General features: G+C 68.9%; 14 protein-coding genes. 5 read left to right on the top strand and 9 right to left on the bottom strand.

Annotation, left to right across the window (positions count from 1 at the left end; all coding sequences use genetic code 11):
* Positions 1-16: 16 nt before the first annotated feature.
* Complete coding sequence (locus E1261_RS37675) at positions 17-682, bottom strand: GntR family transcriptional regulator (RefSeq protein WP_132414529.1); 666 nt, start codon at positions 680-682, stop codon at positions 17-19.
* A gap of 189 nt (positions 683-871) precedes the next feature.
* Here E1261_RS37675 and E1261_RS37670 point away from each other — a divergent pair, with 189 nt between their 5' ends.
* On the top strand, positions 872-1,819 hold the full coding sequence (locus E1261_RS37670; RefSeq protein ID WP_132414528.1) for a glutathione S-transferase family protein: 948 nt from the start codon (positions 872-874) through the stop codon (positions 1,817-1,819).
* Here E1261_RS37670 and E1261_RS37665 read toward each other — a convergent pair.
* Together E1261_RS37665 and E1261_RS37660 are read right to left on the bottom strand one after the other, a co-directional pair.
* Positions 1,812-3,101 carry an ArsB/NhaD family transporter gene (locus tag E1261_RS37665; RefSeq protein ID WP_132414527.1) on the bottom strand — a complete coding sequence of 430 codons (1,290 nt, stop codon included), beginning with the start codon at positions 3,099-3,101 and terminating at the stop codon, positions 1,812-1,814. The genes E1261_RS37670 and E1261_RS37665 overlap by 8 nt on opposite strands.
* Positions 3,102-3,117: 16 nt before the next feature.
* On the bottom strand, positions 3,118-3,564 hold the full coding sequence (locus E1261_RS37660; protein WP_132414526.1) for a CBS domain-containing protein: 447 nt from the start codon (positions 3,562-3,564) through the stop codon (positions 3,118-3,120).
* Between the two features lie 297 nt (positions 3,565-3,861).
* On the opposite strand from E1261_RS37660, the gene nhaA reads away from it, so the two are divergent.
* The 3 genes from nhaA (at position 3,862) to E1261_RS37645 (ending at position 6,418) form a co-directional block, all read left to right on the top strand.
* On the top strand, positions 3,862-5,070 hold the full coding sequence (nhaA, locus tag E1261_RS37655) for a Na+/H+ antiporter NhaA (protein ID WP_132414525.1): 1,209 nt from the start codon (positions 3,862-3,864) through the stop codon (positions 5,068-5,070).
* 41 nt (positions 5,071-5,111) lie between these two features.
* Positions 5,112-5,504, top strand: a complete 393-nt coding sequence (locus tag E1261_RS37650; protein ID WP_132414524.1) for a phage holin family protein — start codon at positions 5,112-5,114, stop codon at positions 5,502-5,504.
* A gap of 113 nt (positions 5,505-5,617) precedes the next feature.
* Positions 5,618-6,418, top strand: coding sequence for an alpha/beta fold hydrolase (locus E1261_RS37645; RefSeq protein ID WP_238176675.1), 801 nt, complete (start codon positions 5,618-5,620; stop codon positions 6,416-6,418).
* Here E1261_RS37645 and E1261_RS37640 read toward each other — a convergent pair.
* From E1261_RS37640 to nth, 6 genes are read right to left on the bottom strand one after another with little or no spacing between them, the layout of a single operon-like run.
* Positions 6,390-7,031 carry a hypothetical protein gene (locus E1261_RS37640; protein ID WP_132414522.1) on the bottom strand — a complete coding sequence of 214 codons (642 nt, stop codon included), beginning with the start codon at positions 7,029-7,031 and terminating at the stop codon, positions 6,390-6,392. The two genes, E1261_RS37645 and E1261_RS37640, sit on opposite strands and share 29 nt — an antisense overlap.
* Position 7,032: 1 nt before the next feature.
* Complete coding sequence (locus E1261_RS37635) at positions 7,033-7,527, bottom strand: SigE family RNA polymerase sigma factor (protein ID WP_132414521.1); 495 nt, start codon at positions 7,525-7,527, stop codon at positions 7,033-7,035.
* A 50-nt stretch (positions 7,528-7,577) separates the two neighbouring features.
* Complete coding sequence (locus tag E1261_RS37630) at positions 7,578-8,750, bottom strand: MarP family serine protease (protein WP_132414520.1); 1,173 nt, start codon at positions 8,748-8,750, stop codon at positions 7,578-7,580.
* A complete protein-coding gene (locus E1261_RS37625) occupies positions 8,747-9,517 on the bottom strand; it encodes an NUDIX hydrolase (RefSeq protein ID WP_202875379.1) in 771 nt (256 codons plus the stop codon). Before E1261_RS37625 ends, E1261_RS37630 begins: the two co-directional genes overlap by 4 nt.
* Positions 9,514-10,086 carry a TlpA family protein disulfide reductase gene (locus E1261_RS37620; protein WP_238176674.1) on the bottom strand — a complete coding sequence of 191 codons (573 nt, stop codon included), beginning with the start codon at positions 10,084-10,086 and terminating at the stop codon, positions 9,514-9,516. The genes E1261_RS37625 and E1261_RS37620 overlap by 4 nt, the downstream gene beginning before the upstream one ends.
* The gene (nth, locus tag E1261_RS37615; RefSeq protein WP_132414519.1) at positions 10,083-10,874 is read right to left on the bottom strand and encodes an endonuclease III; all 792 of its coding nucleotides are present in this window, start codon (positions 10,872-10,874) and stop codon (positions 10,083-10,085) included. The genes E1261_RS37620 and nth overlap by 4 nt, the downstream gene beginning before the upstream one ends.
* 134 nt (positions 10,875-11,008) lie before the next feature.
* On the opposite strand from nth, the gene E1261_RS37610 reads away from it, so the two are divergent.
* The coding region (locus E1261_RS37610; protein ID WP_132414518.1) for a Crp/Fnr family transcriptional regulator at positions 11,009-11,669 on the top strand (661 nt) is incomplete at its 3' end.

Below are 11,669 nucleotides of genomic sequence, written 5' to 3'. Positions count from 1 at the left end.
CGAGATCTACACAAGGCTATTCGTCGGCAGCGTCAGCTGTGTATAAGAGACAGATCTCGAGGAGCTCGGCGTCGTCGCCTTCGGGTGGGGCGGCGACTATGGAGGCGGAGACCATGCCCAGGGCTACGCCCCAGCGTTCGGCGAGGATGCCGTAGAGGGAGTTCTGGGCCAGGTCGACGTCTTCCAGGCCGGGGTAGCGGCGCAGCGAGAGGGCTGTGCGCTCGATGGCCATGGGCTCGCCGTCGGCGGTGCGGAGGCGGACGAGGTGCAGGACGGGGGTGCCGAGGGGCTCTTCGAGCTCGCGGGCCAGGGCGTCCTCGGCGGCGGCTACGCGGTGCTCGAGGACCTTGGCGCCTGGGGTGATGCCGCGGGCGACCATGTCCTGGCTGAAGGAGGAGGCGAGCATCCGGGAGGGGCGCGGCTCGGCGACGAAGGTGCCGCCGCCGGGGCGGCGGGCGGCCAGGCCTTCGGCGACCACGCGGTCGACCTCCTGGCGCACTGTCATCCGGGCCACGCCGAAGCGCTCGGCCAGGACGCGCTCCGAGGGGAGCACCGTACCGACGGCGAGCGAGCGGGTGAGGTTCTCCAGGATCTCGCGAATCTGGTCACCCTTGGGCCGGTCGGGCCGCAGCTCCGTGGGGAGATCGGCGAGGTCGCCGGGGTTGTTCCGTGGGCGGGCCATGAGCTCAGTATCCCTGGAATTCTGGCCGGCAAACCGGTTGCCGGGGGCGCTGACCGCGAACGTCGTGCCGATCGATCGGGTGCTTGCAGAACCACCGCGACGGCGCTGTCGCAGTGGACCAATGTCAGCCCGACTGTAACCGCTGCCACCGACTCACGGCCAGTGACGAGTCAGGGTAGTTTTAACGTTATGCGTCGCGCACAGTTCGTGAACGAAAGTGGATCGAACGGCGAGTGGAAGCGGCAGGGCAACCGGTTCACCGACCGGATCAGCCAAGCCTCCACCTCGTCACCTGGTGAGGGCCCGGACGCGGAGGGCCGCTGGCCGGTCGAGCCCGGGCGGTACCGGCTGGTCGTCAGCCTGGCCTGTCCGTGGGCACACCGATCAGTCATCGTACGGCGGCTGCTCGGGCTCGAGGATGCGATCAGCCTGGCCGTCGTCGACCCGGTCCGCGACGAGAAGGGCTGGCGGTTCACGCTCGACCCGGACGACCGGGATCCGGTCCTCGGCATCCAGTACCTGTCCGAGGCCTACCTGCGCACCGACCCGTCGTACGACGGACGTGTGACTGTGCCCGCGATCGTCGACACCGTGACCGGGCTGGTCGTCACCAACGACTACCCGCAGATCACGCTGGACCTCTCGACCGAGTGGGTCGACCACCACGCGGCAGGCGCGCCCCAGTTGATCCCCCCAGATCGCGCCGAGATGGATCAGCTGATCGACGAGATCTATCGCGATGTGAACAACGGCGTCTACCGCTGCGGATTCGCAACCAGTCAGGAGGCGTACGAGGCGGCGTACGACGCTCTGTTCGCGCGGCTCGACGTACTTGAGGAGCGGCTGCAGGACCGCGACTACCTGGTCGGCGACACGCTCAGCGAGGTCGATGTCAGGCTGTTCACCACGTTGGTGCGGTTCGATGCGGTGTACCACGGGCACTTCAAGTGCAACCGGAACAAGCTGACCGAGTTCCCCAACCTGTGGGCGTATGCGCGCCGGCTCTACCAGCGCGAAGGCTTCGGGGAGACGGTCGACTTCGAGCAGATCAAGCGGCATTACTACGTCACACACACGACCATCAACCCCACCGGAATCGTGCCGAAGGGACCGGACCCGCAGGTCTGGCTCAGCTGAAGGCGAAGTAGCGCAACCACAGGTACGGCGCGGCGACGGCGATCGTGATCGCGGTGATCACCACGCCCTTACGGGTGAACGCCCAGAAGCTGATCGGGTGCCCGGCGCGCAGTGCCAGACCGATCACGACGACGTTCGCACTCGCGCCGACCGCGGTCGCGTTACCGCCGAAGTCGGCGCCGATCGCGAGCGCCCACCAGAAGGCCTGCGCCTGGGCCGGGTCGGCGACCGATCGGGTCAGTTCGAGAACCACCGGGCTCATCGTCGCGACGTACGGGATGTTGTCGATGACGCCGGAGAGCACCGCGGACACGACCAGGATCAGCATGACGGTCAGCAGCACGTGGCCTTCGGTCACCGCGCCCACCTGCTTGGCCAGGTCGGCGACCACGCCCGTCTTCACCAGTGCTCCGACCATGATGAACAAACCCGCGAAGAACAACAGGGTCTGCCACTCGACCGCGGCCATGTAATCCCGTGTCGGCACCTTCGAGATCAGCACCAGCACCCCGGCGCCGAGCAGTGCCACCACCGCCGGCTCGAGGTGCAGGAACGAATGGCTGACGAAACCCACGAAGACGAGCAGCAGTACGGCGCCACACTTGATCAGCAGCCCGCGGTCCTCGATCGCCTCGCGCTCGTTCAGCCGCAGCACACTCGCGACCCGATCCGGGTCGGCGGTGAACGATCCTTTGAACAACCGCGGCAGGACGAGGGTGAACACCACCATCTCGATCACCACCAGTGGCGCCATGTGCACCAGGAAGTCGTTGAACGACAGGCCCGAGCGGCTGGCGATGATGATGTTCGGCGGGTCACCGATCAGGGTCGCCGCACCACCGATGTTCGAGGCCATCACCTCGGCGATCAGGAACGGGATCGGGTCGACGCCGAGCCGGTCGCAGACCAGCAGCGTGACCGGCGCGATCAGCAGCACCGTGGTCACGTTGTCGAGGAACGCCGAGGCCGTCGCGGTGATCAGCGTCAGCAGGATCATCACCCGCAACGGCGAGCCGCCGGCCCGCTTGGCCGCCCAGATCGCGACGTACTCGAAGACGCCGGTACGGCGCAGCACGCCGACGATCGCCATCATCCCGAACAGCAGGAAGATGACGTTCCAGTCGACACCGGTCTCGGCCGAGTAGAACGCGTGCTCGGAATCCGTGACGCCGAGCGCGAGCAGGACGGCGGCACCACCGAGCGCGGCCAGGAGTTTGTGCGTCCACTCGGTCGCGATCAGGACGTAGGCGATCACGAAGACCGCGACCGCGATGATCGTCATCGCGGCTCGCCGCGGGTCAGTGCGGAGTGAGCGCCAACTCGAGCAAGCGGGAGGCGGTGATCGCCCCGAGGATCTGACGATCGCGTACGACGGCGACCAGCGGGCAGCGCAGCCGGGCCATCAGGGCAGCGATCTCGAGAACCGTGTCGTCGGCGTTGACGACCGGGATCTCCCGCGGCTCGTCCGGCAACAGCTTGCGCACGGTCATTCCGGCCAGCTTGTCCGCGACCCGGTCGGCCAGCGGCTCGTCGATCACCCGGGCCAGTGACGGGTCGTCCTGGACGTAGCTCGGCACCAGGAAACGAACCACCTGCGAGGCCGGCAGCACGGCGTACGGGCAACCGTCCGGACCGGTCACGATCAACCCCGGCAGGCGCCGGCCGGCCAGCAGTCTCGCCGCGTCCAGGGCGTCGTCGTCCAGCCCGACAGTCGGGTACTCCTCGGCCATCTGCTCTCCGTGCACCCTTGCAGCGTACGCCGGGCGCGCGCCGTACCGTGAGTTCTCTCACAGGGCTCTGACGGGCGATGTGCATGCGGCCTCCGGGCAGTGATGAGCGTCCCGAACCCTGAAGGGACTCGGGTCTGCCGACCAGACTTCCCGGCGCACCGCGCCCAACCCTGCCGTAATCGGTGACCGTCGGCAACTGCGACACGATAGAATGACGGCGTACGAGTCGCCGCCCGACGGGTCGCGACAGGTGTGCCGGGAAGCCTGGTCGGCAAGCGTTGACGTGATCCCGAAAACGAAGGGCCGACCCCGATGAGCCAGCCCCAGCACACCCAGCCACGCCGGCAGGCGTTTCCCCGCATCCTCGGCCGCGAGCGAGCCTACGTCGCCGAGACGCTGCGCGCCGAGACGACCGGCGGCATGCTGCTGCTCGCCGCCGCGGTCGTCGCGCTGATCTGGGCGAACTCGCCCTGGCAGGGCGGCTATCACCATCTCCGCGACCTCCAGCTGGGACCGCTGACGGTCGAGTCCTGGGCCTCGGACGGCGCGCTCACGTTGTTCTTCTACCTGGCCGGCGTCGAGCTCAAGCGGGAACTCGTGGTCGGGTCGCTGTCGCGGCTCAGCGAGGCCGTCGTACCGGTGGTCGCGGCGATCGCCGGAATGGTGCTTCCGGCAATCATCTACGTGGCGGTGAACCTCAAGGACGGCCGACCCGAGGGTTGGGCGGTGCCCACGGCAACGGATATCGCGTTCGCGCTGGCGGTGCTCGCGATCGTCGGCTCGTCCCTCCCGAGTGCGCTGCGCGCGTTCCTGCTCACCCTGGCGGTCGTCGACGACTTCGGCGCGATCCTGGTGATCGCGGTGTTCTTCTCGCACGGTTTCCACCTGGTTCCGCTCCTGCTCGCGATCGCCCTGATCGCGGTCTGGTTCGTTGCCCAGCGCTACCGAATCCGTACGCCGTTCCTGTACGTGCCGGTCGCGCTCGGGGCGTGGTGGTTCATGCACGAGTCCGGGATCCACGCGACCATCGCCGGTGTCGCGCTCGGACTCGTCACCCGCGTGGTCGCGGACAAGGGTGAGGAGCATGCGCCCGCGGAGCGGATCGAGCACCGGCTGCGGCCGTGGTCCGCGGGCGTCGCCGTACCGGTGTTCGCGTTGTTCGCGGCCGGGGTGACCTTGAGCAGCGACACGATGCGACAGCTGGTGACCGACCCGGTGGCGATCGGGATCGCCGCGGGTCTGGTGATCGGCAAGGCGATCGGCGTGTTCGGCGGGTCCTGGCTGACTGCACGGTTCACCCGGGCCGAGCTCAACTCCGACCTCGCCTGGCGTGACGTCGGCGCGGTGTCGGTGCTGGCCGGGATCGGATTCACCGTGTCGCTGCTGATCGCCCAGCTGGCGTTCGCCGGCGACATCGCGCAGGTCGAGCGGGCGAAGGCCGCCGTACTGATTGCGTCCGTGCTGGCTGCCCTTCTCGCCTCGGTCCTGTTGTTCCGCCGCAATCGTGTGTACGCCGACTGACTACCGGTAGTGTCGGGGCACGGACGCACGGAAGGAGCACCATGAGCGGGGACGAGCCCACGGTCGGTCAGCTGGTCGCCAAGGCCAGCAAGGATCTGTCCGACCTGGTCCGCAGCGAGGTCGAGCTGGCCAAGACCGAGCTCAAGAAGACCGCGGTCGCGGCCGGGACCGGCGCCGGGATGTTCGCTGGAGCGGCCTTCCTGGGGTTGCTCGCGATCGTCCTGCTGTCCGTCGCGCTGGGCTACGCCTTCGTGGCGATCGGCCTGCACCCGGCGCTGGCGTTCGTCGCCGCCGCTGTGGTCTACCTGCTGATCGCGGCCGTGCTGGTGCTGCTCGGCAAGCGCGCGCTCGGCAAGGCGAAGGGCCCGGAGCGGGCGATCGAGACCTCGAAGGAGTCGGTCGAGGTGCTCAAGGCGATCGGCAAGGGCGACTGAGCCCGGCGGGTGTCGTCGACCTGCTGGTCGACGGGCCTTGGTCGCACTCGCTGGTCGCGGCCAACGGGGCACGGTTCCACGTCGCCGAGTGCGGAGCGGCCGATGATCCGCTCGTGCTCTTCCTGCACGGGTTCCCGGAGTTCTGGTGGGCCTGGCGGCATCAGCTCCCGGTCGTCGCGGCCGCCGGCTATCGCGCGGTCGCGATGGACCTGCGTGGGTACGGCGCCAGTGACAAGACACCTCGGGGTTACGACCCCTACACCGCGGCCGCTGATGTCTCCGGCGTGATCCGCTCGCTCGGCGCGACCGATGCGGTCGTCGTCGGCCACGGCTGGGGTGGCTTCATCGGCTGGTCGGCCGCCGTACTGGCACCGCGTCAGGTCCGCGCGCTAGCGGCCGTGTCGGCCCCACATCCGTTGCTGCTGGCGCGATCCGGGCAACGGCGTGCACTAGCCCGTACGGCGTGGTTCCAGCTCCCCGTGCTGCCCGAACGACGGTTGCTCGCGCAGGACGGCGTACATATCGAGCAACTGTTGCGTGACTGGGCGGCCCCGGGTGGCTCGTTCCCTGATGCGGAGGCGTCGCGGCGGTATCGGGCGGCGCTGCAGGTGTGGCCGGCACCGCATTGTGCGTTGGAGTATCACCGCTGGTTCGCCCGATCCCGGTTCCGCCCGGACGGCCGGAAGTATTCGGCCCGCATGCGTACGCCGGTCGCCGTACCGGTGCTGCAGATCAACGGAGCGCAGGACCCGGCTGTCTCCCCCACCGCAACGACGCCGCCCCACCTCGTGACGGCGCCGCTGCGGCACGAACTGATCACCCCCGCCGGTCACTTCCCCCACGAAGAGACCCCCGAGCTGTTCAACACCCAACTCCTGGACTGGCTCAACGCCCTTGCGGGATCGACTGCGTGACGTTGGAAACGCTCTCGACCATCCAGGTGTTGCCCTGCTTCTCGAGCCGGTAGAGCGCGGACTCCTTGTAGCCGCAGCCCTCGGAAACGCCGGCCCGAACCTCTCGGTCGCGGCCCTTCCCGACCACCTTGCCGAGGAAGACGATCGGTATGTCGAGCTTCAGGCAGCTCTCGTAGGCCGTCGTCTTCTGCGGCGACGCGTGGCGCGGCTGGAGCTGCACCCAGCTGACCTTGTTGCCCTGACCAACGGCTTCGGCGATGTCGTTCCGCTGGACCTCGGAGATCTCCACATCGGCAGCGGCCAGCGCGACACCTCGCTGGGGTGCCTTCGCCTGGATGACCATCGAGGCGACGGTGCTCCAGATCTGTGCGTCCTCGCTCACGGTCCGCGCCGCGGCTGGTGGCGGCGCGGTGGGTGCGGGCCGCTGGGCGGTGTTGATGCTGCCGTTCATGACGGTGCCCGCCAGGACGGTGACGACGGCGGCCGCTGCGACCAGGGCGGGCGCGATCCGCCGGCGCTTGGTTGCCTCCGGCAAGCTCTTGAGATCGTCGGCATGGTCGGTGAAGGTCTCCCGGAGGAGGTCGCCGAGCTGTTCGTCGGTGAGTTTGGGCATCTCAGTCTTCCTCCTCGGTCGACAGGTGGTCACGCAGGTTGGCCAGGGCTCGGGACGCGTTCGACCGGACCGTGCCGGTGGCAACACCGAGGATGGTGGCGATCTCGTCGTCGGACAGATCTTCGTAGTACCGGAGCACCAGTACGGCGCGCTGCTGGCGCGGCAGCGTCGTCAACAGCTGCCAGGTCGCATCCTTCATTGCCTGGCGCGAGCCGATGTCCTCGTCGGACGGTCTGTCGACCGGGTCGGCGAGTGGGACCTCACGGTTCTTGAGGATCCGGCGCCAACTCAGGAACTCGTTGACCACCATCGTCCGCAGGTAGGCCTCGGGATGGTCCAGGCCGCTGATCCGGTCCCAGCGCCGGTGTGCCCGGGCGAGCACGGTCTGCACCAGGTCCTCGGCGCTGTGCAGGTTCCCGGTCAGCATCAGGCCGAGGCGGATCAGCCGACGCTCGGTCGCGCGCACCAGCTCGTCGTACGTCACCGTTCCGTCCATGGTTGCCGTCACACTCCTCGAACGCGGCGGCAGGGCGGATCTGCTGCACCTCAGGTGCAGGTTTTTGTGGAAACCTCTTGAGTCGCGGTCGAACCCTCGCGGGCGTCGTCGGAGACCTGCTCGGCGGTCAGCACGTAGCCGGTGCGGTTGTCCTCGACCGAGGCCGCGAAGACCACGCCGTACACGGTGCCCTTCGAGGACAGCAACGGGCCGCCGGAGTTGCCCGGGCGGACCGAGGCCCAGATCGAGAAGGCCTGCCGGGTGACCGTGCGGTCGCCGTAGATGTCGGGGCCGCGCAGCCGCTCCTCGGAGCGGATCCGGGCCGGCTCGGAGTCGAAGGGACCGTTCTCCGGGTAGCCGAGGACGACGGCCGGGTCGTCGGCCTTCGCGGTGAAGTCGAACTGCAGCGGCTTGATCTCGAGCTTCGGCACGTACAGGACGGCGATATCGACCTCGGGATCGAACAGTACGACGTTCGCCTCGTAGGACTTGCCGTTCACCTCGACCTGCGGTGCGCTGACGCCGGCGACGACGTGTGCGTTCGTCATCACGCGTTGCGGGGCGTAGACGAAACCGCTGCCCTCCAGACCGCGTGAGCAGTTGGCCACGCCGGTGACCTTGGCGATCCGGCTGTACGCCTGGCGAACCGCCGGCTGCCGGGCGATCGCGCTGTCCGGCGGCTGGGTGTCGCGGATCCGCTCGGGCACGAAGGGGTCGAGGAAGCGCGGGAACAGGTCGGTGTTCACCACGTCGTTGAAGGCCTGCAGCGCCTTGTCGGCACCGGCCGGCAGCACCTGGTCGACCTTGGCCAGCACCTCGGAACCACGGACCGCGGACGTGACGCTGGGGATCCGCGCACCGCTCACGGCGACGCCGAGCACCCAGGAAACGATCAGCACCGAGGCGGCAGCCAGCACGGCCCCGCCGAGCGCGTCGACCGCCTTGACCGGCTTCCAGGAGATCTTGTTGCGCAGTTTGGACCCGACTATGGCGCCGACCGTCCGGCCGATCGAGGCCAGGATCACCACCAGGACCAGCGCGGCGAACGACACCGAGACACTCGGCGAGAAGTTGTCCAGCACCCGCGGTACGCCCCAGACGCCGATCGCGGCGCCGCCGAGCAGCCCGAGGGTGGCACACGCACCCAGCACGAATCCTTCGATGTACCCCGAGATCGCCACCAGCAGGGTGACGACCACCAGTGCCCAGTCGAGGTTGCTCACTCCACGTCCTCCGGATCGTTCCCGTCCGTCCGGCCGAGGTCGTGCTCGATGGCGGTCATCCGCCGCACGTCCTCCGACCGGCGGCCCTCGCTCCGCCAGGCCGCCTCCACCAGTCGGTCGGGTAAAGGTACGACGTTCGAGGGGTCCCAGTCGCGCGCCCAGCCGCCGAGCATCAGCAATTTGTCCAGCAGCCCGGCGGTAAATCCCCAGACGAACAGGTCGCCGACCAGGAACGCCGGCCCGGTGAACCCGGACGGGTGCCGGCAGGTGACCCGCAGCGCGGGGTCGGCCAGCGTCTGCACCGGGACCGTGAGCACCGAGGCCACCTCGGCCGGATCCACCACAGCCACCGGGGACGGCGTCCGCCACCAGGCCAGCACCGGCGACACGCCGAAGTTGCTGACCGGAACCCAGAGCGCGGGCCAGATCGCGAACGGTACGACGCCGGCCGGATCCAGCCCGGTTTCCTCCCAGGCCTCGCGCAGCGCGGTCCGGATCAACCCGGTCTCGCCGGTACCGTCCTCCGGATCGACGCCACCGCCCGGGAAGGCGATCTGGCCGGCGTGTTTGCGCATCGTCCAGGACCGCTCGGTGAGCAGCACCTCGGGACCGTCGTTGCCCTCGGCAAGCAGGATCAGGACGGCCGAGCTCCGCACCGACGGGTCGTCGGGCGGCAGGAAGCGGGACAGGACGTTCGGGTCGACGTCCGCGGAGGCCTTCGCGAGCGGATGCAGCCAGTCCGGGATCTGTACGTCGTCGAACGTCACAGCTCGACCCCCAGCCGCTCCCGCACCAATTGCTCCAGCTGCTCCTGCGAGGTCAGCACGCCGTTGTGCAGGGTGAACTTGCCGTCCTTGTCGACGAACACCGTGACCGGTGGGCCGCCGACCTTGAACGTCTTGCGCACCAACTTCTCGGAGTCCACCAGATGGGGGAAGTTGAGCTCGCGGTCGCGCGCGAACTTCACCGCGAGCTCGGGACGCGGGTCGGCATAGTCGATCCCGAGGATCTGCAGTTTGCCCGCCGCCTTCTTCTGCAACTCCGCCAGGTACGGCGCTTCGTCGCGGCACGGCGGACACCATTGCGCCCACACGTTGATCACCAGCGGGCCGCGCAAATCGGCCAGCCGGACATCCGGTCCGCTGCCGAGACAGGGCAGCGTGATGTCGGGCAGGCCGTTGCTGACCGGCGGCCGGGACTCGGTCGGTGGGCAGGCAACCAGCTTGTCGGCTCCGGCAACCGCGGTCGGCTGGGCGCCCGGCGTACCGGCTCCTTGCCCTTGTCCACAGCTGGCCAGAACCGTGAGCAGGACGGCGGCCGCCAGCAGGTGCCTCACGCGGCCGGGACCTTCACCAGCTTCGCGGCGGACTCGTAGTCGGTCGGGCCGGCACCGTACGACGGGCACCACTGGGCGACCGGGCAGGCGCCGCAGGCGGGCTTCTTGGCGTGGCAGCGGCGGCGGCCGTGGAAGATCAGCCGGTGCGAGAGCATCGTCCAGTCCTTCTTCGGGAAGAGGGCGCCGATCAGGTGCTCGACCTTGACCGGGTCCTCCTCCTCGGTCCAGCCGAACCGGCGGACCAGCCGGCCGAAGTGCGTGTCGACGGTGATCCCGGGGACGTTGAAGGCGTTGCCGAGGACGACATTGGCCGTCTTGCGGCCGGTGCCGGGGAGCTTCACCAGCTCCTCGAGCTTGCCTGGGACGACCCCGTCGTACTCGTCGACGAGGACCTGGCCGAGCTTCATCACACTGTTCGTCTTCGCGCGGAAGAAACCGGTCGGCTTCAGGATCGCCTCCATCTCCTCGCGGTCGGCCTCGGCCATCGCCTGGGCCGTCGGATACTTCGCGAAGAGCGTCGGGGTGACCTTGTTGACCATCACGTCGGTGGTCTGGGCCGACAGGATGGTGGCCACCAGCAACTCGAGCGGAGTCGTGAAATCGAGCTCACAGTGCGCGTCCGGGTACGTCTCGGTGAGCACTTTGTGCATCTTCCGGGCCCGCCGGACGAGCTGGCTGGACGTCTCCCCGGCGAACACCGGGGCCTTGCGGGGAAGCTTCAGCGTCACCGTCTCCAACGCCCCGGGGACGGGGTGTACGACGGCTTCCGCGACACGCTGGGATGGCATGCAGGCCAGCCTACGTGGCGGGGCCGACACTGGAGGGGCTACGGTTTTGGGGCGAGCGGGTGGATACGCTCATCTCGCCGGGTGGGGTGATCCCCCGTCCGTAGTCGTGGTCGAAGGTCCTAGGAGGCCCCAAAGTGGATGCCACAGTGATCAAGCAGGCGCCGCTGTTCAGTCAGCTCGACGACGAGGCAGCCGACGCGCTGGCCGCGTCGATGACGGAAAGCCGGCTGCGCCGTGGCCAGGTGCTGTTCCACGAGGGCGACTCCGGGGACCGGCTGTTCATCGTCGTCGAGGGCAAGGTCAAGCTCGGCCGCACCTCCGCCGACGGCCGGGAGAACCTGCTCGCCGTCCTCGGCCCGGGCCAGATGTTCGGCGAACTGTCGCTGTTCGACCCCGGACCGCGCTCGTCCACCGTCACCGCCGTCACCGACGCGTCGATGATGTCCCTGACCCACGACGAGCTCCTGCGCTGGCTGGCCGGCCGCCCCGAGGTGGCCCGCGGCCTGCTCCTGCAGCTCGCCTCCCGCCTCCGCAAGGTCTCCGACGTCGTCGCCGACCTGGTCTTCTCCGACGTCCCCGGCCGCGTCGCCAAGGCCCTGCTGGACCTGGCCAGCCGCTTCGGCCGCACCGCCGACGACGGCGTCCACGTCCACCACGACCTCACCCAGGAGGAGCTGGCCCAACTGGTCGGCGCCTCCCGCGAAACCGTCAACAAGGCCCTGGCCGACTTCGCCTCCCGAGGCTGGGTCCGCCTCGAGCCCCGCTCGGTAGTCCTCCTGGACGTAGACCGCCTCC

Origin of the sequence: Kribbella albertanoniae (assembly GCF_004348455.1) — a bacterium.
In the GTDB taxonomy this organism is placed as follows: domain Bacteria; phylum Actinomycetota; class Actinomycetes; order Propionibacteriales; family Kribbellaceae; genus Kribbella; species Kribbella albertanoniae.
This window is presented reverse-complemented; position numbering and strand designations above follow the sequence as displayed.

Coding starts and splice junctions, on each gene's coding strand:
- E1261_RS37675 (WP_132414529.1), bottom strand. CDS start 682: ATGGCCCGCCCACGGAACAACCCCGGCGACCTCGCCGATCTCCCCACG.
- E1261_RS37670 (WP_132414528.1), top strand. CDS start 872: ATGCGTCGCGCACAGTTCGTGAACGAAAGTGGATCGAACGGCGAGTGG.
- E1261_RS37665 (WP_132414527.1), bottom strand. CDS start 3,101: ATGACGATCATCGCGGTCGCGGTCTTCGTGATCGCCTACGTCCTGATC.
- nhaA (WP_132414525.1), top strand. CDS start 3,862: ATGAGCCAGCCCCAGCACACCCAGCCACGCCGGCAGGCGTTTCCCCGC.
- E1261_RS37650 (WP_132414524.1), top strand. CDS start 5,112: ATGAGCGGGGACGAGCCCACGGTCGGTCAGCTGGTCGCCAAGGCCAGC.
- E1261_RS37640 (WP_132414522.1), bottom strand. CDS start 7,031: ATGCCCAAACTCACCGACGAACAGCTCGGCGACCTCCTCCGGGAGACC.
- E1261_RS37635 (WP_132414521.1), bottom strand. CDS start 7,527: ATGGACGGAACGGTGACGTACGACGAGCTGGTGCGCGCGACCGAGCGT.
- nth (WP_132414519.1), bottom strand. CDS start 10,874: ATGCCATCCCAGCGTGTCGCGGAAGCCGTCGTACACCCCGTCCCCGGG.